Origin of the sequence: Chitinophaga rhizophila (assembly GCF_019492185.1) — a bacterium.
Lineage (GTDB): Bacteria > Bacteroidota > Bacteroidia > Chitinophagales > Chitinophagaceae > Chitinophaga > Chitinophaga rhizophila.
The window spans coordinates 1,887,994-1,913,791 of sequence record NZ_JAICCF010000001.1 but is presented as its reverse complement, the minus strand read 5'-3'; the positions used below and the strand labels follow the sequence as shown (position 1 = coordinate 1,913,791).

Sequence of the window (25,798 nt, the reverse complement as noted above, 5' to 3'; positions counted from 1 at the left end):
GCTGATCTGAACTGATAGCTATTGCCAACAGATAAGCTTCTTGCCTCCGTTACTGATTACTGACGCTTAGCTCCCTAAACAAAACTTGTTTTATGTTAACAAAACGCATCATTCCCTGTCTTGATATTAAAGACGGTCGTACAGTAAAGGGTGTGAACTTTGAAAATATACGCGATGCCGGTGATCCAATAGAACTTGGTGCTTTATATGCAGAACAAGGCGCTGATGAACTGGTGTTCCTGGATATTACCGCTACTAATGAACGCAGAAAGACACTGTCTGAACTGGTCACCCGTATAGCAAAACATGTGAATATTCCTTTTACCGTTGGTGGGGGAATATCTTCCGTAGAAGATGTAAATGTGCTGTTACAGTCCGGGGCAGATAAGATTTCTGTGAATACCTCCGCATTTAAACGTCCCGAACTGGTAGACGAGCTGGCCCGCGAATTTGGTAGTCAATGTGTTGTACTAGCTATTGATACCCGGTTTGAAGATGGAGACTGGTATGTATACCTCAATGGCGGTCGTGTTAAAACAGATATTAAAGCGTACGACTGGGCAAAAGAAGCAGTACAACGCGGTGCAGGAGAGCTCCTTCTTACCTCTATGAATAATGACGGTACCAAGCAGGGTTTCGCATTGGATATTACCGGTAAACTATCGCAGCATCTGAATGTACCAGTAATTGCTTCAGGTGGTGCAGGTACTATGGATCACTTTGTGGATGTATTTGAAAATGCGCAGGCTGACGCTGCGTTAGCTGCCAGTATCTTCCACTATAAAGAGATCGAAATCCCTGCCTTGAAGACCTACCTGTATCAGCGCGGACTGAATATCAGGTTCTGATGCGCCGGAAAACTACTAATTTTACCGCGCAAAAGGGATTCCTTACCAATCAATAAACAAGCGTACAGCATGTACAATAATAAACAGATCAATTTCCAGAAAAGTGCCGATGGCCTGGTTCCTGCAATCGTGCAGGATGCAGCAACTCATAAGGTGCTCATGTTGGGATATATGAACCAGGAAGCCCTGGATAAAACACTACAGGAAGGAAAGGTGACCTTTTTCAGCCGCTCCAAACAGCGCCTGTGGACAAAAGGAGAAGAAAGCGGCAATTTCCTGACCCTTCAGGAAATAAGAGTAGACTGTGATAGTGATACCTTACTCATAAAGGCTACTCCTGCTGGCGTAGTATGTCATACCGGTGCAGATACCTGCTGGGAAGAAAGTAATGTGAGCAATGACTTCCTCGCAAAACTGGAGAGCATTATCACTGACCGTAAAAACAATCCATCAGACAGTTCCTATACCTCCAAACTGTTTGCTAAAGGAATCAATAAAATTGCACAGAAGGTAGGGGAAGAAGCTGTGGAAGTCGTTATAGAGGCGAAAGATGATAACGAAGAGCTTTTTCTGAACGAGTCTGCCGATCTGCTATTCCATTACCTGGTGCTGTTAAACGCTAAAGGTTACCAGCTGTCAGACGTGCTGGCCGTTCTCCAGAAAAGGCACAGTAAATAGCAGTTATTTTATATATTAGTGGGAATGAAACAACTTGTTACCAGCGCCTTTGCGGTGCTATTTTCATTTACAACCTTTGCACAGCAGCAGGTATCGGGTACACTGACAGGCGCAGACGGCAAAAAGCTGTACCTGTATTCAGATGATAGTAATACGCCGAAAGATTCCATCCTGTTGAAAGGTGGGAAATTTTCTTTTCAGATACCAGCTACCGAAGGACCCAGGATATTTGCTGTCATCCTTCAGGATGTTCAGAATCCCTTACTGGTTGTATCCGGAAAGGAGACTGCTCAGTATACACTTACCGCCCAGCAATTCCCTGTAGCTTCCTCGTTCAAAGGAAATGAGGATAACAGGACGATGCAGGCCTATCAAAGAACATTCCTGGCGCTTGTACAACAGGCACAGGCCCTGAATGCCGAAGCTGCAAAAATCCAGACAGACGATGAAGCAGGTAAGAACGCTTTCCGTGCTAAAGCATCTATCTTCAATGAAGATGTCATCACCGCTGGTACTGACTTTATCAAAGGCCATCCAAAACAGCTGGCCAGCCTGTGGATACTGGTCAATGAACTGAGAGGCAGACTGGAACCGGAAGACTTTGAAAAGTATTACGACCTGCTGGATAAATCACTTAAAAAAACCAAATACGGAGAAGCAGCCGCTAAATATATACGCACGGCAAAAGGAGAAGATGGTGGAGTAGCCACTGACTTCACCCAGGATGATGTGAATGGAAAACCCGTGAGCCTGTCCTCCTTCCGTGGTAAATATGTGCTGATTGACTTCTGGGCCAGCTGGTGCGGGCCTTGCAGAGCAGAGAATCCCAACGTCGTAAAGGCTTTTGAACGTTTCAAAGGTAAAAACTTTACTATCCTCGGCGTTTCGCTGGATCAGAGCAAAGATCGCTGGCTAGGCGCTATCAAACAGGATAATCTGCAATGGACCAATGTCTCTGACCTGAAAGGATGGGGCAATTCAGTAGCACAGTTGTACCATATTAACGCAATTCCTGCCAATTTGCTAATAGACCCTGAAGGAAATATAATAGGACGAAACCTGAGAGGTAGGGCTCTGGAAGCCAAACTGGAACAAATATTAAAATAATCAACTTGCCGGCCTCGTTCCCACACGAGGCCGCTTTATTTACCCTCACTCCCTTCACCGTTTATCACAATCAGGTTGATTTTCCTGCCGGGATATGTGAATTTCGTTAGTCTTAAATCATCTTAATCAATGAAGTCCGTAATGATGGCCGTGGCGTTTCTTGCGCCTATGGTCCTGTTGGCGCAGGAAAAATGGAAGGGCGAGCAAGCGTTTACGATTCAGGGAACCGTTACTGCATTACAAAAACCGGCAAAAGTATATTTGAATATCAGACGTTATGGTGATCATACACTCGATAGTGCCGAGGTGAAAGAAGGTAAATTTACCTTTTCCGGCACGCTGGCCGAACCTACAATTGCAAATATGTACCTCAGAATCCAGGAGCCTGTCGTGCAGACTGACTCTCAGGAAAGGAAAAGCTGTGACCTACTGACCGTATTCCTCGATAAAGGCAATATGACGCTTACTACAGAAGACTCTATCAGTCACGCAGTGGTAAAAGGATCAGTAGCACATGATGATTACATGCAGCTTAGCCAGCTGCTGAAAGACGTTAACGGTAAACTGGATGACCTGGAAAAACAATACCGGCAGGCATATATGGCTGAAGATGAGGAAGGTATGAGAAAGCTGGAGCCCCAGTTCGATGAACTTGAGACGCAACAGAAACAGATTCTGACCGGTTATCTGAAGAATAACAGCAAATCGCCTATCGCACTGTTTGTCTTAAATAAATACGCCGATTACGATATTGACCTGGCTGAAATTGAACCTATGTTCAACCGACTGGCCAAAAACATCCGTACTACACCGTCAGGGAAGGAATTTGCCGCCGGACTGGAAAAAGCAAAGAAAACAGCCATTGGTCAGCCGGCAATGGACTTTGCACTGCCGGATAAAGACGGTAAAAACGTGACCCTCTCGGCCTATAAAGGCAAGTATGTGCTGGTGGGTTTCTGGGCCAGCTGGTGTGGTCCCTGCAGGGCTGAAAACCCAAATGTGCTAAAAGCCTACAGCCGCTTTAGACACAAAGGGTTTGATGTCGTATCTATCTCCCTGGATGAAAAGCGGGAAAAATGGCTGGCAGCTATCCAGGCAGATAATCTTGCCTGGACCCAGGTGTCTGATCTTAAAGGATGGAAAAATGCTGTCGCTGAGAAATATGGTATCAAAGCTATTCCCCAAAACCTGCTCATCGATCCAAATGGTAATATCATCGCAAAGAATCTACGCGGCGATGCACTGGAACGTAAGCTGGAAGAAGTATTAAAGTAAGTACCCACCGTATAATAAAAGAAAAACATCCGTCACAAGCGGGTGTTTTTCTTTTTTAATTTGGCGGTTTACGAAATATTCGTAGATTTACGAAACGATCGTAAAAGGTTGTTTTCTAAATTGAATAAATATGGAAAAGCTTACACAGCAGGAAGAGCTGGCAATGCTGGCTATATGGAAGACAGGTAGTGGCTCCGTTAAAGACTTCCTGGAAGTACATCCTTCTCCCCAACCGCCATATACTACCCTGGCTTCTACCATCAGGAACCTGGAAAAGAAAGGATATCTCAGCAGCCGTAAAACCGGGAATGTATACGAGTATACTCCCATCATTCCCGAAGCAGAATATAAACAACGATTCATGAACGGTTTTGTAAAAGACTATTTCGAGGATTCGTATAAAGCCCTGGTTACCTTCTTCGCCAAAGAGAAGAAGATCACTCCGGAAGAACTAAAGGAAATCGTCAGGATGATAGAGAAAAACTGATAACCATGCTTATTTATCTGCTGAAAGCTAACATAGCACTTGTTTTGTTTTACCTGGCCTATTACTTCGGATTAAGGCGGTTGACATTCTATACCCTCAACCGTTTCTTCCTGGTAGGTGGTATCTTATGCGCTGCGGTTTGTCCGCTGATTGACCCTTCACTGTTCATCAGGGAACATCATGAGCTGAATGCGGTGGCAATCAGTTACATACCCGACCTGTCTACCCTGAAGCAACATCCTTCGGAGCCCTTTATCAACACCCTCCTGAAATATGTATTCTGGAGCGGTGTGGTGATAATGTCAGTCAGACTGATGGTACAGCTTTTCTCCTTATGGGGGCTACATCGGCAAACCAACAAGACGATCTATGAAAATGAGTCGCTGCGGATAATGGAAAAGCAGGCCAATCCTTTTTCTTTCCTTCGGAATATCTATATCAATCCATCCCTGCATACACCGGATGAACTTGTTGCTATCATCCGGCATGAAAAAATACATGTACAACAATGGCACAGCCTTGATGTACTGTTGGGAGAGCTGAACAAGATCTTCTATTGGTTTAACCCGGGTGCATGGTTAATGAGTGTTGCCATCCGGGAGAACCTTGAGTTTATTACTGACCGGAGCATTCTCCGCCAGGGAATTGATGCAAAAGCTTATCAATACAGCCTTATAAAAGTAAGTGGGATCCCATATGCGACGGCCATCGCAAACAATTTCAATTTCTCACACTTAAAACAAAGGATTATGATGATGAATAAGAAACGCTCATCCCGTTATAACTTGCTGCGTTACGTGGTATTGGGTGCTGTGATGGGTATTGCGGTACTTTCCCTGAATTTCACTCGTGCTATTGCCGGAGTAGAGACGTCTGCGAAACAATTAGCCGTAGTATTTCATCCGGATACGACTGAAAAGGATGCGCTACCACCACCTCCGCCTGCGCCACCTGTGCCGCCAGCTCCTCCGGCTCCACCTCCTCCGGTGAAAGGTAAAGCAAAAGTGTCGCCGCCAGCTATTCCAGCTGCACCTGCGGCAATACCTGCTCCTGCAGCAGCACCCGCGCCCGCAGCCACTCCTGCACCTGCTCCTGCTGATGAGTCATTGACAATGGCCGTTGCAGCAGAACCTGCACCTCAGGCTGATCCTGGTAAAGCAAGTGTTACACTCAGAAATGGAGGTGGCATCACTAAGAAGCCACTGTATCTCATCGATGACGTAATTATTGGCAATGACCTGCCAGAAGGCATGATAGACGGGAAAGATATCGCCTGCATCTTCGTTGAAAAAGATGAAGTGAGTATACAGAAATATGGTGAAGCAGGTAAAAATGGCGTGGTTAGAATTTATACAATCGCCCATGGCGCTCCTCCGGCAAATGCGAATGTACAGACATCAGCCAGCCAGAAAACGGCTCCAGCCACATTGGTATCAAGAGTTACTAATACCCCTGTTGCTGCGCCGGGTGCGTTATCCATCCAGGGAAACAAACACCGTGCATTACCCAGAGGTATCTCACTGAGAAAACCTCTCTCTTCCCATTCTGCAGTGACGGTTACCAGTAACGGGAAAAACAATGTCTTTGTAAACGGTAGCACAGATGTTAAGTCACAGATCAACGTAAATACAAATACTGCTAATACTACCGATAACAAGTAATACGCGGTGATCACATCAATAAAACAACACAAATTAAAAGCGGGTGCATCAGCTATGATACACCCGCTTTTAATTTATTTCCCAACACTATTTCGCTATACTTTTCACACATCTGAATCCAAGATTCTCCAGCCCTGACTCAGGAGATGTTTTCATCCTGGCTGTAACCCGGTATCCTGAACAATATTCATCTGTGCACATAAAAGAACCACCCCGTATCGTATGTTTAGCAATGGCTGGATCATCAGGATCATAACCGCCGGCAGGTCCCTGTGGATTCTGCTGTGCTTTCTGCGCATAATACCTGCTGTCATACCAGTCTGCACACCATTCCCATACATTACCGGCCATATCATACAATCCATACCCGTTGGGCGCATAGCTTTTCACAGGCGCACTTCCGAAATAACCATCCGTTTGTGTATTCTCGTAAGGGAAGTGTCCGTTCCAGGTATTCGCTTTTACCTTGCCTGTGGCTAAAGGTTCCCCGCCCCAGGGAAAAGGCTGGTCCTTCAGTCCACCCCGGGCAGCATACTCCCATTCTGCTTCTGTAGGAAGGCGTTTTCCGGCCCATTTGGCAAAAGCCTGTGCATCATACCAGGAAATGTGTACCACCGGCAGATTTTCTTTCCCTTTAATATCAGTAGCTGGTCCGCCGGGATGTTGCCAGCTGGCCCCTTTAATAAAAGACCACCAGAGAGACACATTATCAAGCGGAACAGGCTGCGAAGGTGGTGTAAAAACAATAGAGCCAGGTGCAAGCGCACTGCTGTCAGGCTCCGGAGAACCGGGAGGCAGCTGCTGCATCAGTTCTTCTTTCGATATTGGCTGTTCCGCTGTAGTTACATAACCTGTAGCCTGTACAAAAGCAGCAAATTCCTCATTAGTGACCTCATGTTCATCCATCCAGAAGCTGTCTACATATACTTCATGCCGTGGCCTCTCATCTGCACGGGCATCGGCATCATCTGCACCCATCGTAAATGAGCCTCCGGGTACTAATACCATACGATTCACTGCGTCGCCGGGTGCAGGTGTAATAGTAGTAGTGGCTTTGGTGACAGGCGCTGGCTGTTGTGCGCAGGCAGCCGACAACAGGCTGGAAATCAGCATCCATCTGGCAGTAGCATTACTAAACATTGTCTCAAGATCGTTAATCTGTATGTTAAATTTTAGTCTGCTTAACAATTAAATAATCGGTTATACAAATAAACTATTGTAAACTGCATCCTTGTTTTATCTATGGAACAATTCAGCGCACCTTTCAGCCGTCATGATTTTGGAGAGAATTTCCTTTGGGGAGTAACGATTTCCGCGTTCCAGAACGAAGGTGCCTGCGATGCAGATGGGAAAGGAAAGTCTATCTGGGATGAGTTTACCAGGAAGAAAGGTAAAATCAAGGATGGTGCCAATGCGCTTATTACCGTTGATTTCTATAACCGTTACAAAGAAGACATCCTGCTGGTAAAACAGATGGGATTCAATGTCTTCCGGTTCTCTATATCTTGGCCACGTATCTTACCCGATGGTACCGGTCAGGTGAATGCTGCCGGTATTGCCTTTTACCATAGGGTGATAGATGCCTGTCTGGAAGCCGGACTCATACCCTATATTACGTTATATCACTGGGATCTGCCACATGCATTGGAACAAAAAGGAGGCTGGTGCCATCGTGGTGTCATTTTCGCTTTTGAAGAATATGTACGCATCTGTGTAGAGGCTTTTGGGGATAAAGTGAAGAACTGGATCGTGATGAATGAGCCCTTTGGGTTTACCTCGCTTGGATATATGCTGGGGGTGCATGCGCCAGGCAAGTTTGGCGTTTCCTACTTTCTGCCTGCCGTGCACCATGTATTGCTTGCACAGGCTGCGGGCGCTAAAGTGATACGGGAAACCGTAAAGGGAGCTAACATCGGGACATCCTTGTCCTGCTCTTATATTTACCCGTATACGCAACAGGAAGCTGATATACAGGCTGCCAGGAAAGCGGATGCCTTGTTCAACCGGCTATTTATTGAGCCGGTACTGGGGATGGGGTATCCGGTGGATAGCTTTCCGCTGTTGCGCCGGATAGAGCGGCGTTATGCATTATGGCGGGACTGGGATCAGCTGTCTTTCGATTTTGATTTTATTGGTATACAGAACTACTTTCCGCTGGTCGTGCGGCGCAATGCCTTTATGCCTGTAGTGGGCATCTCTGAAGTAAAGCCTAAAATCCGTAAGGTGCCAATGACAGCGTTGGGTTGGGAGATCAGTGGAGAAGGAATGTATGCTATTCTGAAGCAGTTTGGCGCTTACAAAGATATCAGGCGTATGATGGTGACAGAGAGTGGAGCTGCCTTTGCTGATATTATGAGTGGAGGTAAAATTGATGATCAGGATCGTATCAGATACTTCAGCGAATACCTGGAAGGCGTGTTGAAGGCAAAAAGGGAGGGGATACCGGTAGATGGTTACTTTGCCTGGACGCTGACAGATAACTTTGAGTGGGCGGAGGGCTACCGTGCCCGTTTTGGCCTGGTACATGTAGACCGTGATACGCAGATACGTACGATGAAGAGCTCTGGCCAATGGTTTAGCTGGTTGTTAAACGCATGACGGACGGTTATTGTACACTGTATGCGCGCTGTCAACAGCTATTTTGTTCCTGTCTGGTCGCTTGCACTGTTCACTTTCAATAATGATAGCTTACCTATCTGCCCATCAGGTAATCAGTATGTAAGGTTCGTTAGACGGTCTACTTACACCATTACCAGATCTATTGAACAACCTGGTGATTCCCTTTGATACATTATCCTACTCGGAAAGACGATAATGATAGTAAACGGGTTACACATTTCCCGTACCAAACCCGGCAATACACTTATATCTCCTGATGGCCCGCTGGCCACTATTCCAATTGAGCTGCTATGAGAACTATTTCCGTGTCTCTCAAACCGCTTCCCACAGGCTCCCCCTTTAATAGAAAATATTACTTGCCGCTGATAATCATTGTGTTGAGAACTTAGAGGCCTGCTTTTTTGCCGGTATTTACCTATTACAATTGCCAGGGCCTTTATCCAGGTCTTATCGATATTGAAATGGCTGGTAGTGGGTGCAATTGTAGCTGTATGGGCGTCGGTTAGATAAGGGTTTATGTTTTACATCAACGATGCACCAAAAGGTCACCAGAAGGTCACTTCAATATCCCCCGGATATTGAAGTGACCTTCTGGTGACCTTTTGGTAAAGGCATGGAATAAAGAATAAGACGAGCATAAACCGATAAAACAGGATGAAGAATGCTACCCGGTTACCGGGATAGTAACACGGAAAAGCAAGTTTTTTGGAAGCAGGGTGAGGATTCTGCTTAGGGAATTGCCTTAGATGGCCTTTCCGGGGAGGCTGTGTTGATTATTTCGCGGTAGAGTACGGTGTTACATGTTCTTACTACAGTAATGGGATGGCATAGAGAAGCAGGCGCGGCTAGCCTCATACATTAGGATGAACAACGCTACCTCGTTACCGGAATAGTAGCACAGGAAAGCGAGTTTTTTGGAAGTCGGGGGATATGTTAACTTAAGGAATTGCGATGAATTGTTCTTCCGCAGCGGATAGCTAGGTTACTTTCCTGTAGGGTACTGTGTCGAATGGTATTGGGGAGATAACACGTTGCGTCAGGTAATGGGTGGGGGTAGGTTATCTGTGGATAAGTTGTCCGGAGTATCTGACCAGGGCGGTGAGAAAGTAGTGTATTCATCCTGTACCGGGTCTGGAAATTGCTGAGCAGGAGTACTATACAATGTATATCCGAGGCAGCATATCATTTAATGAAAAAAGCCCATAGCAATTGCTACGGGCTTTAATATGTTCGGGAATGATGGAATCAGATCAATCGTAAGTTCTGCGCAGGAACCAGATATCTCTTAATGAGAAGTGGAACACACCGTTCACATAAGTTTCTCTGATCAGACCGCCGCTGGTGGTACCTCTTTGTCCAACTTCAACACCGATATAGTAACGGAGGTAGTTAGATTTGGAAGGAAGTGATACACCTACAGTACCGGCGATATCTTTGATCTGGTTGTTATTGACAACCAGGTAAGATTTATAGTAGGAGGCGCCTGCCTGGATAACTACACCTTCAATCTGTTGTGAGCCGTACATGCGTCTGAAGGTATATTCCAGACCGGTTGATATACGTTCTGAGTTGGCCAGTTTATAATTAGCGGTGTTTGAGCGGGTTTCCCCCCACATTTGTCTGCGCCAGTCAGCCAACCAGCTGATGGTACCATTACTTAAGTGGATACCGGCACCATATTGTTCCGGGAGGGTATATTTTTCTTTAGGGAGATTATCCTCATAGAGGGTAGTCTCATTTGTGTTTATCACTATCAGCTTTTTATCATAGCTGAGATTAGTTTTGAATCGATAGGTAGCGCCCAGGCCCAGTACCCAGTCTCCGCCAAGTCTGCCGGCATATTGTATACCTGTATTGAACATGGTACTGAATGCATAGCGTTGGGTTTTGGTAGACACTGTATCACGGCCTACGTTTTCAACGACGTTGTTGGGACCAAAGAGGAAGTTGGTAGACACCCCAACGGCAAAGTTCTTATTCAGTCGGAAGCCATTGGAGATATATGCTTTATACACACCACCGGAACCTTCAGTAGTAGTGGTTTGGGGTGATGTATCGATGAATTTATTGGATATTAGTTTATAGTCAACGTTGCTGAACTGACCGAAACCGGCGCTCATACCCCATCTGCTATTCACTTTAAAACCCATGGCCAGACGCTTGATATTAACATCACCTGCTTGTCTGTTGAGGGTGCTGGCATCTTTATAAGTAACTGATTGAGCGCGCAGTGATACGTCAAACATGAAATGTTGACGAGGCAAAGCTGCATAGGAGGCAGGGTTCAGCTCATTCAGGTAGTTATCTGAACGACGGCCTATACCAGAGCTTCCCACACCGAAGTTGCGGGTGTAATCATGTTCTTCCTGGTCGCCGATGGCATACGCAGAATAGAGTGAATTGATACCGTGTTGTGCCATTGCCTTGCCGCCCAGTAAGAGCATCAGGCCGCATAAGCCGGTCGTATATTGTATTCGCTTCATGTAGTCAATTCTTGATTGCATTATTTATACCGCAGGTAATAAATCTGTATTGTGATCCTGTTAGAGGAATTTCTGCTATCCCCGAGTACTGTGCGTTCAAAGGTAGTTAAACCGGTCGTTCTCGGAGGCAGCAATGCAAGCCCACGGTATGCATTATCCGTAGCGTTCAATTGTGCAATACAATAATTGGTAATATCGTAAGTATACTCAGTTCCTGTATTATAAATGAAGTCAGTGATCAGATTGCCATACTGGACACCGCCGGTGAGCGGTGAACGGACTGTGTCTACAATCACATTGGCGTTATTGATTTCACCTAGAGGCAGGTTCGCCGGCAGTAAGTATGGGTACTTGTAGGTTGCTTTTTCCGGTCTGACAGTGAGTGTTGCTCTCATAATTTTGGAGAACTTGCTCAGCAGGTTAAAGGTGCGCAGGTATGGAAAATCAATACGGCCTACGAGGTTGGTCAGCGGCTGTACATAAAGTCTGTTGCCAGCAGCAGTCGAAGGCAGCAGTTTTTTGCCTGGACCGATGTTAACCAGCGGGGATCCTGCCGGACGTTCTACGTCAACATGGTTGAACTGCAAGGCAGGGTTGTATACAGCGAAGTCCCTGGTTTCCTGTTTAATCTCTCCCGGAGTGGTATGGAAGAAGAGGCGCAGGCACAGAGAGTCATCTGCTCTCAGGGAGGAGATGAGCTGGCTGTTAGGACCAGGTTTCAGTGCCAGACCTTTAAAATATTGTAAGAATTGTTGTTGATTGGTGATGGTGGTGGAGTTTTTGTTAGCCAGGTCAAAGAACTCTCTACCCAGTTCGTCATTGATTTTGATCCGGTAGATGGAATCACGGTGAGGGCGGAAAGTCATAGAGAGGCTACCCAGCGGCGTAGGGTCAGTAGCAAAATTGCTGTAGCTATACAGGAATGCACTGTTACCCGGGCGTTTGATCTCCTCTGTGACACGATATACTGAAATGTCCTGCGTTAAGGCGGTATCGCCGTAATGCTGCTTATTAGGACGTATTAATAATATAATTGAGTCATAGATAGCCCTGGAAGGGATAGCGCTACCACTGTAGGAGCGTACCTGCCAGAAAGAGGAGGCGGTTATTTTTCCGAAATACGGGTCATTGGTGGTACCAACGAGGGCAACACCCATGTTGGAAGTAGGAACAGAATCAAGGTATGCCGTGCTCATGTTCATAGTAATGGTATCTGTTACCAGATACTCTGTACCACTCTGGTCTGTGATACCTTCATACAAAAAACCTTCCTTTTCACAGGCAGCGGCGCCAGTGATCAATAAAGCACAAACCAGGTATTTACAGGCCACTTTGGCGCGGATACTTTTATTCATGGAGCGCAATTTTAGACAGGAACCCAACTTCCTGCTTATTTAATATGCGAATAAGCTCTTTTCATCGACGAATAACCATTCACATTCTTTGTGCTACTGTTGGGGTAGCAAGGCTGGCTATATCCTAAAAAACCAGTTGGCAGATAAAATGCCGGGATTTATCTGTCAAAAGTACCTAAATGTCTATTTTCTGATTGCACTTAAATAAGTGCGGATAATTTTGGCAGCTATTAAAAAAGTAAAAATAACTTATGCGCTATTTAAATGTATGTTTTCTGGGATTGGCAGTACTTACGTTAGCCTCCTGTTCATCAAGCGAAGATACGACCAGGCTGGGTAACTGGGTAAGAAGAGCAGATTACCAGGGCGACGCCAGAAGGGAAGCCGTAAGCTTTGTTATCGGAGATACAGCGTATGTGGGAACTGGCACCAGTGGTGTTGATGGTGGTACATTGTTAAGTTCTTTTTATAAGTACGACGCAGCGAAAGACAACTGGACTATGATAGCGTCTTTACAGGATCCGGCAGATGCCACCAGAAACCTGGCTCGTACAGGTGCTTCAGCTTTTGCTGCTGCTGGTAAAGGCTATGTTGCTACCGGTAGCGATGCAAATTTCAGATCCCTCCGGGATACATGGGAATACGATCCTGCTACCAACAGCTGGACCAGCAAAGCTGACTTCCCTGGTGCTGCACGTTATTTCGCTGTAGGTTTCTCTGTTAAAGGTCAGGGTTACATTGGTACCGGCTACGATGGCGGTAACAACATGAGTGACTTCTTCAAATACAATCCGGCTAGCAACAGCTGGACGCCGATCACTGCACTGAAAGATAAAAGAAGACAGGCAGTATCTTTTGTAATCAATGATAGCGCATACGTAGTAACAGGTACCGGCGCTGGTACAGTTCCTACCCGTATGTATGTGTATGATGCTACCAACGATATCTGGGTTGAAAAGGCTAAAATCGAAAACGCTACTGATGAGTCTTTCGATGATGACTACTCTTCTATCTCCCGTTACGCTGGTGTTGCTTTCGTAATCAACAACAAAGCTTATGTTACCACAGGTTCAAGCTCTGCTACCTGGGAATATGACCCAATTAACGACCGTTGGACAGAAAAAACCGCTTTCGATGGTGCTAGCCGTACCAGCGCAGTTGGTTTCTCTATCAAAAACAGAGGTTTTGTAGGTACTGGTTACTCCAGCAGCACTTACCTGGATGATCTGTATGAGTTTTATCCAGACCAGGAAAACGATACGAATGACTAATAAAAGGTCTTTTCTGATCGCTTCTCTGGCTATGGGACTGGCTTTTACAGCCTGTCAGCAAAAACAGACTGAACGAACTGAACATACTCAGACTACAACTACCGCAGTGCATGACAGCATTGCGGTAGTTACATATAAGCTGGACAACGGTGGTTGGGGCTATAAGATCAACAAAGGCTCCCACACCTACATTGAACAGCCATTCATTCCGGTTATCATCGGTAATAAGCCTTTTCAAAGCGAGGCCGATGCCAGGAAAGTAGGAGAAAATATTGCCGCTAAGCTCAGGAATAATCCCGGCGGACTGCCAGATCTCAGCCGGCAGGAGCTGCTTGAAATGAAAATAGCCGGTGTAGAGTAGCACTAAAACTCTCCGGTAGAAATATGTTAACTTCCTTTAATATTGGCCACAGTATTGTGTCTGGCCATACTGGCTGCCTATTCCCTCCCAAATTTTAACATTCCTTTTACTACGCTTAACAAATTTTAACAGCCTCTTTACCAGAATTGAGTGTAAGTTTATCGCGCTTTTGGGCTACATGATAAATTTAAAACAACTCTATAGAAGCAGGTTATTCAGGGTAGGACTGCACATTGTCGTCTGGACCAGTTTCCTGTTCTTTCCCTTTTTTATCTACCGGATTAAGATCCAGCATCCCTGGTTCTTCGCCCGGGAAATTGTGGATAACCTCTTCCTCATAGGCGTGTTTTATCTCAATTTTTATGTACTCATTCCCAGGTTTTTTACTTTAAAGAAGATTGTATACTATCTGTCTTTTGTCTTGCTGACGTTGATTTTCATCATTATGCAGCAGGCTGTCACAGAGTACTTTTTCTGGAAAACCTTTGCCTCCCAGGAAACAGTCATGGTACCGGGAGGGAACAGAGAAGCCGCTTTTGCACCACCGCCTCCGGGATTTATCAGGTATCACCTCCTGGAAAGCCGGTTTCATGCAAAACATGCCGAGTTGAAGGATGCAGCGCCGCAATATGCAGCTGCCACGCTGAATGACTCGCTCGGTTTCAGGGGAAGAGGGATGATCACCAGCCGGCAGGAACTGTCCTTCGTGGACTATGTAGTGTTCCCCGAAATACTGCGAAAGTCAATCTTTGCAGCGTTGCTGATGCTCTTTATGAGCGGGTTCATCAAAATTGCTCAGGAGTGGTTCAAGAGCGAGCAGCAAAGAGAAGCCCTGAAAGTGGAGAACCTGAATGCTGAGTTGAAGTTTCTGAAGTCGCAGATTAATCCACACTTCCTGTTCAACTGCCTGAATACCATTTATTCACTGGCACATAAACATTCCGTACAGACAGAACATGCTATCGTAAAGCTGTCTACCATCTTACGGTATATGATTTATGACTCCAACGAAGACAAGGTACAGCTGCAACAGGAATTGCAATACCTGGAAGACTATATTGATATTCAACGTCTTAGAATGCCTGATGACATAGTTGTCGATTATGCGGTACAGGGGAATACCGCCGGACTAAAGATAGCTCCCATGTTATTGGTACCCTTTGTGGAAAATGCCTTTAAGCATGGTATCAGCTACGCAGAGCCTTCGTTCATTGCCATTGCACTGGCTATTGAAAAGAATGAGATGAGGCTGGTTGTGGAAAACAGCCGTTTCAAGCAAAGAGTAGCAGAAAAGGGAGGTATTGGTTTACAGAATGTGCGTAAGCGCCTTGAATTACTGTATGCTGATCACCATGAGCTGGAGATCACAGAATCCGATAACCAATTTATTGTTGATTTAAAAATTGTGTTGAAAAATGATCAGGTGTATAGCGGTGGATGATGAGCCACTTGCGTTGGAAATAATCACTGATTTTGCAAAGAAGGTGCCCTTCCTGCAACTGGTAGGCACATTTGAGAATGCGACGGAAGCCTTACGCTTTCTTCAGGAAGAGCGTGTTGACCTGCTTTTCCTGGATATCAAGATGCCCGATATTACCGGTATTCAGTTGATGAAGTCCCTGAAATATCCCCCTATGGTGATCTTTACTACTGCATATGGAGAGTATGCACTGGAAGGATTTGACCTGGAAGTGGTGGACTATCTGCTGAAGCCAGTACCGTTTGAACGTTTCCTGAGAGCAGCTACTAAAGCCCTTGAGCTTAGAAGTATGTCGCAGCAGAAGAATGGCGACAGTAATAATGGGCATGTCAATGACTACATCTTCATTAAAACGGAATACAAGATCATCAAGATCAACCTGGAAGATATTTTATTCATCGAAGCACTGAAAGACTATACGAAAATCTATACTCCTTTTCAGCCAGTATTAACACTGCGCAGCCTTAAATCATTTGAGACCCGTTTGCCTGCAGACAAGTTTATCAGGGTACACCGCTCTTATGTAGTGTCACTGAATAAGATCAACTCTGTAGAAAAGAACACCGTGATGATTGCCAATCAGTCTATTCCTATCAGCGATGGCTACAGGGAAAAGTTTTATGATGTGATTAACCGGAATAGTTAGTACATCAGCAACTGTTAAGCTATAAAATGACAAGGGGAACCAGTATAATACTGATTCCCCTTGTCATTTTATAGCTTAAGCGGATATTACAGCTTAGACAATCTCTTTCAGTTTGGCAACAACTGCGTCAATCTCCTCTTTGGTATTATCTTTTCCAAAAGAGAAACGTACAGCTATTTTATTCGGATCGCTGTTGATAGCACGGATCACATGAGATCCCGCATCAGCGCCGGATGTACAGGCACTACCGCCGGAAGCGCAGATACCATTAATATCCAGGTTGAACAGTAGCATTTCACTCTTCTCTGTTTTAGGGAATGAAACATTCAGTACTGTGTACAGGCTGCGTCCATACAGGTCGCCATTATATCCTACACCGGGAATATGTTTTGTCAGCTCATCCATCATGTACATACGGAGGTCATTTATATGACTGCTGTATTTGTCCATATGTTCAGTAGCCAGCTCCAGCGCCTTGGCGAAACCAACGATACCGTATACGTTTTCAGTACCGGCACGCATGTTACGCTCCTGAGATCCTCCATGAATAAAAGGAGATATTTTTACATTCTCATTCACATACAGAATCCCTACGCCTTTAGGACCATTGAACTTGTGAGACGAACCGTTGATGAAGTGAACAGGTGTGTTACGCAGGTCAAATGGATAGTGGCCTACAGTCTGTACGGTATCAGAATGGAAGATAGCGTCAAACTCCTTACACAGGTTACCTACAGCATGAATGTCCAGCAGGTTACCGATCTCATTGTTGGCATGCATGAGACTCACGAGGCAACGCTCAGGAGAGTTAGCGAGTAATTCACGCAGATGTGCCATATCTACATGGCCGTTTGGCAGCAGACGTACATTGCTCAGTTTTATCTTTTCTTTGGAATGTGCATGCTCTACTGAGTGCAGGGTAGCATGATGTTCAATTTCAGAAGAGATAATGTGACGGCAGCCCAGGTTATGGATTGCAGCACTCACTGTGGTATTGGTACTTTCTGTACCACCGGAAGTAAAGAAGATCTCTCCGGGATTTGCATTCAGGATTTTGGCTACTGATTTACGTGCATTCTCTATGGCCAGTCTGCTTTCGCGGCCATAGGAGTAGATGGAAGACGGATTCCCGAACTTTTCTGTAAGGTAGGGCAGCATCACGTCCAGCACTTCTTTATCCAGCGCCGTGGTGGCTGCATTATCAAAATAAATTCTTTTCAAGATAGTGGGTGGTTTTTGATAAAAAAATGCCGTTGGCGGTGACAAAGGTCTGAATTTTTTACAAAAAATACCTGGTGTAATATACTACGTGACACTATTGTGATGATAGCTTCTATGCAAACCCAGTAGGCTTTGTCAGCATCAGGAGGCTTACACTTCGACTGGGATTGAGCTGTTGTTTTAAAGGTGTTTATTCCCAGTATAAGATAGGCCGCTATCTTTTTTAATAAATTTCTCCAGGGACCATGTTATTTCACCATTTTATAGGCTGATCTACCATAGAATAGCCCGTATACGACTGCTTATTACTTTATACTTTCTACATCACAGCCTGGATACTGACATTGTACGGAGTGGATGGTTACTAATAATAAAATGCCGGATATGATGAAGTTAATATTGAGTTTACATCCGGAAAGTATGTTTGTACCCTGATATGGAAAATTATTCAGACATCCGGCTACTGGATCTGATCAGGGAGGGCAATAATCACGCATTTACAGCTTTAGTGAACAGGTATTGGGAAAACCTGTACACGCATATCTATGCCAGGCTGAAACATCATGATGATGTGAATGATATACTGCAGGAAATATTTATATCTGTCTGGAAGAACAAAGAGACCATCACTGTAGATGACAATGAAACAATTGCTTCCTACCTTTTCAGGGCGGCCCGCTATTGCATCATAGATCATTTTGGTAAACCGCAGACGGCCATTTACAACGAAGAGTTGCTGGCAGAAAGCCTGGCAGCGCACATAACCGTCTCGGCACATGAGATATTAGTATCCAAGGAAATGGAACAACAGGTTGACGAGGTACTGAATCGTATGCCGGAACGCCTGCAGCTACCCTACCGCCTAAGCAGATACCAGCATCTGTCTAACCGGGAAATAGCCTCCCGGCTGTCGTTGTCAGAACAGACAGTGAAAAACAATATATCTATTACATTAAGATACCTGCGCACTCATTTCAATGAGCAAAACGGTATGGCCGGCATACTACTGATTACGATTATTATTCCTTCATAATTCCTTAACACACTTTAGCAGTACCACTGTTTCTGCCGGGAGATATGTATTGCGTATGAACAAAGGACGTCTTTCTACGGCCCAACTGAAGGTTGTATTGAATAAATATATGCAGGGTACTGCCACTCCCGAAGAGATCCGGGCGATCGGGGAATGGTATGACTCATTTGGACAGGACGAGAAGGTTTTACTGCCGGAAGAAAGGGAAGTATTGCGTACACAGGTGGTAACTGATATTGTGGATAAGCTGCAGGTTGCCGCATTGCCTAAAAAACGACGTACGTACCGCTGGCGGCATATTGCCGCTGTACTAGCAGGTGTCATAGCCGCAGGCACCTGGTTATTGTGGAAGAATCCTGGTAAACAGCAGCAGATACAACCTGACCAGGTCGTGGCAACAGCCGCCGGAGATAGAAAAACCATCCGTTTGTCTGACGGAACAGCTATTCACCTGAATGCAGGCAGCCGGGTATCTATATCTGGTGATTATGGAGAAGAGCGCCGCCTGGTGAAGCTGTCCGGAGAAGCATTTTTTGAGATAGCTCCCGATGCGGCACATCCTTTCCAGATACAGTCTGACAGTATCATCACTACAGTGTTAGGCACTTCCTTTAATATCCGCGCCTATCCGGGACAGGAAGAATGGCAGATCGCAGTTGCTTCGGGAAAGGTGAAGGTGATGGATGCTGCTTCACAGCAGATCCTGGCAGATACACTTACTGCAAACAGAGCCCTGAGCTGTAACCGCCTGACCAATAAAGTAACAGTAAGTGATATCAACACTAATATGACAGGCGCATGGCGCAATAACATCTTTTACTTCAATAACAGCTCCATCAGTGAAATTGCCGCAGAACTTGAGCGGCAATACAATATAAAAGTGTCGGTACATGGTTCAGGGCAGGAGCAGGGACATTATCAGATCAGTTTCTCCCGCGAGCCGGTGGACAAAGTGCTTAAAGTATTGGCAGGGTTAACAGGAATTACCTACAAGATACAGCCTGACAGCATCATTATTTACACACAAAAAACACATTAGCAGTATGGTAATGTAAAAATCAGTATGCCAACAAAAAACCGGAAGTGCTGGAACCACTCCCGGTAATGGTTGACTGCTCAAAGGCAGCAACATTTTTAACGGATTCAACTCACATTAAAAACATGTCAAAGATGCAAAAAAAATTCGCAGGTTATCGCGACCTGCTCAAAATGCTTTTTTCGCTAAAAATGAGACTTACCACCTTACTGACGCTTTTCTCTTACATGCTGTCTTTCGCTGCGAGCAGCACCGGGCAGTCTATGAATGAGGTTAAAGTAAGCCTGCAGGTTAATAACAGGCCATTGAAAGAGGTTTTTGCGCTGATTGAAGGGCAATCGCCTTTTATTATAGGATATAACAGAGATAACATTCCTGATAGCAGCCGGGTAACGTACAGCGCTACAAACAGGCCGGTAAGCGACGTGCTGAATGATCTGCTGCGCCTTTACCCGGTAGCGGTTAAACAGGTTAATGAGAAATATATTGTTGTGAATAAAGTCAGCCTGGCCGAGAAGCTATTGCTGCAACAACAGGTATTCGTCACTGGTAAAGTGACTGATAAGATCTCTGGCGAACCTTTGCCAGGTGTAAGCATCAGCATAAAAGGTACTTCTTCCGGAACAGCTACCAGTGCAGAAGGTAAGTTTTCACTGCGTTATCCGCAGGAGATGGAAAACATAACCCTGGTTGTATACTATCTGGGTTATAAGAAGCAGGAGCTGAATATCACCCGTGCTAATGCAGGTGCCCCACTGGCGATAGCGCTGGCCACTGACCGCCTGGGACTGGATGAAGTGGTAGTAACCGGGCAGGGACTGGACGTAAGTAAAAGAAGATTGTCAACTAATATCGTGAGCATCGGCGCAAAAGAACTGGATCAGGCCCCGTCAGGCAGGATAGACCAGATGCTGCAGGGTAAATTGCCAAATGCTCAGATAAGACTGACAGGCGGACAGGCAGGCGCTACTTCTATCATCCGCGCCAGAGGAGTAAACTCTGCCTTTGTTAACTCTACGCCTATTATTTATGTGGATGGAGTAAGAATGGATAACCTGAATACCGCCTCCAAATTAGGAGGAGGTAGTGCATCAGGTGCTGCGGTGAGCGCTATTGCCGACATTCCGATGGACAATATTGAAAAGATTGAATACATTAACGGCGGTGCAGCTACCACAATGTATGGCTCGGATGCAGCCAATGGTGTGATCCAGATATTCACCAAAAAAGGAGGCTCTGACAGAACCGATATCACGCTCGAAACACAGATGGGCATAGAAACGCCTACGTCGGACTACCTGCACTTCAAACGTACCAAAGACCTGTTATTCCAGAATGGTTTCTATCAGAAGCATCACCTGGCTATCAACGGAGGAAAGGATAATTTTGGATACAGCTTTTCCGGGAATTATAGTAATAGCGCCGGTGTACAGGTATTTGATCAGAACCGTAACAAACGTATAGATTTCTCCAGTGGTTTCCGTGCAGCATTAGGTAAGAAAGTTACTTATGAAAGTTCACTGACCTATGTGAACAATAACTATAAACGTAACAGAAATGGTAATCAGGGCGCTTATACTGGTCTTTGGTTTGCAGAGAGTGGCGCTTCTGCTATTACCGGACCGAGGTTCAATCCCAAGATAGACTCATTGTCTGATGCGGCGTTTCAACAAATGAAGGACTATGTATGGACAGCAGAGCAATTGCAGGATAATAGCATTAAAGTAAACCGTTTTCAGACCTCGCAGGTATTCAAATATACACCGCTTAAAAATCTGGTATTTAAAGCAACAGGCGGGGTAGACTACCGGGTATCGAGAAATCAGGTGATATCTACTAACCGGTACCTTTCCTTTACCACTAATACTAATGTTACCAACCAGGGTAGTGTAACAAATGCAGACAGAAAATACCTGGGTATTACGCTGGAACTCAATGGTCAGTGGAATGCAAAACTGGGTGATCTGTCATTTGTGACTACCGCCGGCGGACAGCTGTTCCGTAATGAGGATCAGCAGATATCCTATGTAGGTAGCGATATCAGGGATGGCTCCAAAATTATCACCAATGCCGCATTAAAGACAAGTGATGAATATTACCTGGAGGCAGTAAACTATGGTATCTATATCCAGGAGAATATTGGTTATAAAAACAAACTGTTCCTGGATTTAGGTCTGAGAGGCGATGGTAACCCGGCATTCGGTAAGAATATTGGTATACAATACTATCCTAAGGTAGGATTGTCTTATGTGCCAAGTGCAGAGCCATGGTTTGATGCAATAGCAGGAGTAATGTCTTCCGCCAAGGTAAGAGGTAGTTTTGGAGTAGCGGGTAATTTGCCAACACCGTTTGCCAATGAGCGTACCATTACCTTCAGTGGCTACCAGGGACAACAGGCAGCTTATTTTGGTCAGCCAGGCAATGATAACCTGAAGCCAGAGAAGACACAGACGGCGGAAGGAGCCATTGACATGGGCTTTGCACAGGACCGCATACTTGTATCAGCAGGTTACTACCATTCTATTACCAGGGACGCTTTGTTTTATGTACCACCAACACCCTCCAGTGGCCAATCGCAGTCGCAGCTGTATAATGTAGGTAAGATTCTGAACCGTGGTTTTGAGTTCAATATGATGGTGGTGCCAATACAGACTAAAAATACCACCCTTCGCTTTAATGCATCAGTCAATACCCTGTATAATAATGTATTGAGTTCTAACGGAGTAGCGCCTTTCAATATTAATGGTTTCAGTGCCAGAACTATCCAGACTGTGGTACAGGAAGGTTCTCCTATTGGTTTCCTGAGAGGTAACTACGGCGTATTTGCCGCAGATGGAACTTTGCAAAGTACTACTGCACAGCAGAATCTGGGAACTACTATTCCTGATATGTTCGGCAGTTTCGGCATGAACCTACGCTATAAGAACTTCGAGCTGTATGCAAACGGTGATTATCAAAAAGGTGCATTTGCCAATTCCTTTGACAGGCAGTTCCGCTTCAACTATGGTGCAGATAATGAGGGTATTTCCCAGGCAGAGGTTGATAAGAATGGCCGTTTAAACTGGCTGAACTTCACCAACAGGTTTATTGAAAAAACAGACTTTATTAAGATCAGAACTATTGGTATGAACTATACCCTGCGGGGCGGTGTGTTGCACAATAGGATCAAATCGGTAGTGATTGGCTTCATGGCGGTCAATCCATTGAATTTTGCAGCATCCAGCTTTGATCCTGAAGCGACTATTAGTGGCGCTGCTCAGGGACAGGGAGGTGCAACGACCGGCGGTATTTCCTATGCCACATACTCGGCTCCCCGCCAGTGGCTTGGATCATTAAGATTGAACTTTTAAATCCGGAAACAATGAAAAAACTCGCTTTATATACAATAGTAATAACAATGTTAGGCCTGGGCGCCTGTGATGTACTGAATCCTAATGTGACTGGTGATGTCTATGTGGATAATGCCGGCGCTACATCCAGCTGGATGAATGGATTACGGAGGCAGCTGGCATTAACAATGAATCAGGTAGTGGTGAGTACGGAGCTAGTATCTGACAACTACTTTAATAACCGTACACTGAGTAGTAAAGTGTTTGATATTCCTCAGATTGATTATTTCGATCTGGATGTCAATAACATGCAGGTACAGATACAGACACTGCGTACGATGGCCGAGTACGGATTGAGTACAGTGTTACCAAAGGACTCCAGTACCAGGGATTCACTGGTAGCAGAAGTATACTTCAGCCTGGGATTTGCGCATCTGTTGAGTGGTGAAATCTTCGTAGGCTTGCCTGCTACAGATAAAGGGGGGGTACTAACACCGGCAGAACACCTGAATACAGCTATCAGCAACCTGGATAAAGCAATCAGTTTACAATCTAATGTTGCTGAGAAGGCTGCTTACACATTGCTGAAGGCAAGGGCTTATTACAGTCTCGGAGATGCGGCCAATGCGGCAAAGTTTGCGCAGGAGGCGATGGGTAACACAGCATTATTGCGCCAGGTAAAGTATGACGGAGCGAATGGTGTATCTAATGACATGCAGACGTACATTTTCTCATCCGTGAACAATGAGTTTGCCCCTTTACCAAGGCTGGACTTTCTGGATCCTAAGTACTATCATATAAATCTGATCGCTACAGATCAGAAGCCTGTAACAATTGTGAAGGCCGAAGAAGCGTGGCTGATACTGGCAGAAACACAGATCTCTGCCAATAACCTGGATGCAGGTCGAACAACGCTCAAAAACCTGCTTACGAATGTTGTAGCACAGCGCCCGACTGTACAACTGGACGATTCCAAGGAGACCCGCAATGGAGGAAATAGAAAAGATTATCCGCTTACTTCAGCGCAGGTGAAGTTTGATGCAGAAGACAGTCCGAAAAGTGGCTATGTACTTGACCGTAAAGCTGGTCCGGTTACCGCATATACAGTATCCGGCACAAAAGTAACCCCTTCTTTGCTTGATGGCGCTGTTACACAGGACCAGCTATTGTACCTGTTGTACCGTATGCGTCAGGAGATCTTTTTTGCTGAGGGCCGTCGAATGATGGATCTGGGTATTAAGTTCCCGGTATCGCAGACAGAGCAACTGAATAATAGCAATGTAAAAGATGCAGATATCAAAGCACAGATTCCTTCTTTTATTCCGTTGAACCGTGGTATGGACGACTTTACCTATGATGTTACTAATAACCTGGTAACAATGAAATATGACATGAACAGAGTACTGGTGTCTAATAAGACATCTCCATTCATTTTCCCTTTTATCAAATAAACTATTACATGAGAAAGATATCCGTTCTGACTATTATTATATTGTGTTGCAGTGGTTTGCTGATGGCCCAGAAAGCGAAATACGTTATTATGGTTAGTGTAGATGGTTTCAGGCCTGACTTTTATATTGATCCGTCTTATCCGGCCCCTAACATGCAGCAGATGATGCATAAAGGAGTGTATTCAGCAGGTGTGAGGGGTATTTTTCCAACTGTGACCTATCCTTCACATACAACACTGGTAACCGGAGTGATGCCGGCAAAGCATGGTATTGTGTATAATACTCCTTTTGACCCTAAAGGACTGTCCGGCAAATGGGTAAAGGATGCTAAAGAGATCAAGGCACAAACATTATGGGCAGCGGCGCATGTAGCCGGTTTGAAGACGGCTTCTGTTTCCTGGCCCGTATCAGTAGGAGCAGATATTGATTACAATATTCCTGAGACATGGTCTGAGAACCATCCGGGTGACCGTCGTCCGGCTACTAGTCAGGATGCCACACCCAAGGGATTATTTGAAGAGGTGCAGGATAATGCAACTGGTAAACTGGAAGCAAATGATATGGATCTGCATTACCTGAGTATGAACGAAAACCTGGGTAGGATGACAGCCTACCTGATCAGGAAATACAAGCCTAACCTGGTAACAGTGCATCTGCCCTGTACCGATGAGGCACAGCACCGGGAAGGACGTGAAGGAGAGAGCGTACGAAGAGCAGTAGCATCCGCTGACAGAGCGATAGGGTGTATATGGGAAGCAGTGCAAAAGGCAGGTATCGAAGATAGTACAGCTATTATCATAACCGGTGATCATGGATTTGTAGATACTCATTCCAGTTTGTCCCCGAATGTATGGCTGGCAAAGATGGGACTGATAGGTACTACACCTGATAGGGGGAACTGGAAGGCTACCTTTCATGCTTCAGGAGGTTCTTCTTTTCTGATTCTCAAGGATCCCAAGGATATGAAGACTTTACAACAGGTAGAAAATATGCTGGGGTCGCTTCCACCTGCTCAGCAGAAACTTTTCAGGGTAATAGATCGTAAAACAATGGACAGGATGGGAAGTGATCCGGCTGCGGCCCTGGCGTTGACTGGTATGCAGGGTATTACTTTTAATAACAGTGCTGAAGGGCCTTTCCTGAGGCCAGGTAAAGGGGGGGCACATGGATATTTCCCTGATTTTGATGAGATCCGTACAGGTTTCGTGGCGATGGGAGCAGGGTTAAACAGTGGTAGTGTATTACGTGAAATGGGGCTGGAAGATGTCGCTCCGTTAATAGCGAAGCTGTTAGGAATTGAATTGAAGGATGCAGATGGAGTAGTTTATCCAGGGATAATAAAAAAGTAGCTAGAGATCGATAGTTACTGTAATTGTAAAAAATAATAGGGTGCTTCAATCAGAAGCACCCTATTATTTTTTATGTATGAACATCTAAGAAATTGAGGCCTCAAAACA

General features: G+C 45.3%; 20 protein-coding genes. 16 read left to right on the top strand and 4 right to left on the bottom strand.

Annotated features, from left to right (window positions below; all coding sequences use genetic code 11):
• Positions 1–92: 92 nt before the first annotated feature.
• From hisF to K1Y79_RS07145, 6 genes are all read left to right on the top strand, one after another.
• On the top strand, positions 93–848 hold the full coding sequence (hisF, locus tag K1Y79_RS07170) for an imidazole glycerol phosphate synthase subunit HisF (protein ID WP_220249311.1): 756 nt from the start codon (positions 93–95) through the stop codon (positions 846–848).
• 69 nt (positions 849–917) lie between these two features.
• The gene (hisIE, locus tag K1Y79_RS07165) at positions 918–1,526 is read left to right on the top strand and encodes a bifunctional phosphoribosyl-AMP cyclohydrolase/phosphoribosyl-ATP diphosphatase HisIE (protein WP_220249310.1); all 609 of its coding nucleotides are present in this window, start codon (positions 918–920) and stop codon (positions 1,524–1,526) included.
• A gap of 24 nt (positions 1,527–1,550) precedes the next feature.
• A complete protein-coding gene (locus K1Y79_RS07160) occupies positions 1,551–2,633 on the top strand; it encodes a TlpA disulfide reductase family protein (RefSeq protein ID WP_220249309.1) in 1,083 nt (360 codons plus the stop codon).
• A gap of 129 nt (positions 2,634–2,762) precedes the next feature.
• Positions 2,763–3,908, top strand: coding sequence for a TlpA disulfide reductase family protein (locus tag K1Y79_RS07155; RefSeq protein ID WP_236059515.1), 1,146 nt, complete (start codon positions 2,763–2,765; stop codon positions 3,906–3,908).
• Positions 3,909–4,038: 130 nt separating this feature from the next.
• On the top strand, positions 4,039–4,395 hold the full coding sequence (locus K1Y79_RS07150; protein ID WP_220249308.1) for a BlaI/MecI/CopY family transcriptional regulator: 357 nt from the start codon (positions 4,039–4,041) through the stop codon (positions 4,393–4,395).
• Between the two features lie 5 nt (positions 4,396–4,400).
• Positions 4,401–6,056, top strand: a complete 1,656-nt coding sequence (locus K1Y79_RS07145) for a M56 family metallopeptidase (protein WP_220249307.1) — start codon at positions 4,401–4,403, stop codon at positions 6,054–6,056.
• A gap of 87 nt (positions 6,057–6,143) precedes the next feature.
• Here K1Y79_RS07145 and K1Y79_RS07140 read toward each other — a convergent pair whose 3' ends face one another.
• A complete protein-coding gene (locus tag K1Y79_RS07140; protein ID WP_220249306.1) occupies positions 6,144–7,196 on the bottom strand; it encodes a formylglycine-generating enzyme family protein in 1,053 nt (350 codons plus the stop codon).
• Positions 7,197–7,298: 102 nt separating this feature from the next.
• On the opposite strand from K1Y79_RS07140, the gene K1Y79_RS07135 reads away from it, so the two are divergent.
• Entirely contained in the window at positions 7,299–8,654 is a 1,356-nt protein-coding gene (locus tag K1Y79_RS07135) for a GH1 family beta-glucosidase (RefSeq protein ID WP_220249305.1), read from the top strand.
• 1,271 nt (positions 8,655–9,925) lie between these two features.
• Here K1Y79_RS07135 and K1Y79_RS07130 read toward each other — a convergent pair.
• Positions 9,926–11,158, bottom strand: coding sequence for a hypothetical protein (locus K1Y79_RS07130; RefSeq protein ID WP_220249304.1), 1,233 nt, complete (start codon positions 11,156–11,158; stop codon positions 9,926–9,928).
• Between the two features lie 20 nt (positions 11,159–11,178).
• Positions 11,179–12,513 (bottom strand): DUF4270 family protein, encoded by a 1,335-nt coding sequence (locus tag K1Y79_RS07125; protein ID WP_220249303.1) that lies wholly within the window; start codon positions 12,511–12,513, stop codon positions 11,179–11,181.
• A gap of 251 nt (positions 12,514–12,764) precedes the next feature.
• On the opposite strand from K1Y79_RS07125, the gene K1Y79_RS07120 reads away from it, so the two are divergent.
• The 4 genes from K1Y79_RS07120 (at position 12,765) to K1Y79_RS07105 (ending at position 16,271) form a co-directional block, all read left to right on the top strand.
• A complete protein-coding gene (locus tag K1Y79_RS07120; protein WP_220249302.1) occupies positions 12,765–13,784 on the top strand; it encodes a Kelch repeat-containing protein in 1,020 nt (339 codons plus the stop codon).
• A complete protein-coding gene (locus K1Y79_RS07115) occupies positions 13,777–14,145 on the top strand; it encodes a DUF4907 domain-containing protein (RefSeq protein ID WP_220249301.1) in 369 nt (122 codons plus the stop codon). Before K1Y79_RS07120 ends, K1Y79_RS07115 begins: the two co-directional genes overlap by 8 nt.
• Positions 14,146–14,323: 178 nt before the next feature.
• The gene (locus tag K1Y79_RS07110) at positions 14,324–15,586 is read left to right on the top strand and encodes a sensor histidine kinase (RefSeq protein WP_220249300.1); all 1,263 of its coding nucleotides are present in this window, start codon (positions 14,324–14,326) and stop codon (positions 15,584–15,586) included.
• Positions 15,561–16,271 (top strand): LytR/AlgR family response regulator transcription factor, encoded by a 711-nt coding sequence (locus tag K1Y79_RS07105; protein WP_220249299.1) that lies wholly within the window; start codon positions 15,561–15,563, stop codon positions 16,269–16,271. Before K1Y79_RS07110 ends, K1Y79_RS07105 begins: the two co-directional genes overlap by 26 nt.
• A gap of 93 nt (positions 16,272–16,364) precedes the next feature.
• Here the strand turns inward: K1Y79_RS07105 and K1Y79_RS07100 are convergent, their stop codons facing one another.
• Positions 16,365–17,492, bottom strand: coding sequence for a cysteine desulfurase family protein (locus tag K1Y79_RS07100; protein WP_220249298.1), 1,128 nt, complete (start codon positions 17,490–17,492; stop codon positions 16,365–16,367).
• 436 nt (positions 17,493–17,928) lie between these two features.
• Between K1Y79_RS07100 and K1Y79_RS07095 the strand changes: the two genes are divergently transcribed.
• From K1Y79_RS07095 to K1Y79_RS07075, 5 genes are all read left to right on the top strand, one after another.
• Positions 17,929–18,525 (top strand): RNA polymerase sigma factor, encoded by a 597-nt coding sequence (locus tag K1Y79_RS07095; protein WP_220249297.1) that lies wholly within the window; start codon positions 17,929–17,931, stop codon positions 18,523–18,525.
• A gap of 55 nt (positions 18,526–18,580) precedes the next feature.
• Complete coding sequence (locus K1Y79_RS07090; protein ID WP_220249296.1) at positions 18,581–19,564, top strand: FecR family protein; 984 nt, start codon at positions 18,581–18,583, stop codon at positions 19,562–19,564.
• A 131-nt stretch (positions 19,565–19,695) separates the two neighbouring features.
• On the top strand, positions 19,696–22,911 hold the full coding sequence (locus tag K1Y79_RS07085; RefSeq protein WP_220249295.1) for a TonB-dependent receptor domain-containing protein: 3,216 nt from the start codon (positions 19,696–19,698) through the stop codon (positions 22,909–22,911).
• Between the two features lie 11 nt (positions 22,912–22,922).
• Positions 22,923–24,341, top strand: a complete 1,419-nt coding sequence (locus tag K1Y79_RS07080; protein ID WP_220249294.1) for a hypothetical protein — start codon at positions 22,923–22,925, stop codon at positions 24,339–24,341.
• Between the two features lie 8 nt (positions 24,342–24,349).
• Positions 24,350–25,690, top strand: coding sequence for an alkaline phosphatase family protein (locus K1Y79_RS07075; protein WP_236059514.1), 1,341 nt, complete (start codon positions 24,350–24,352; stop codon positions 25,688–25,690).
• The last annotated feature ends 108 nt before the right edge of the window (positions 25,691–25,798 follow it).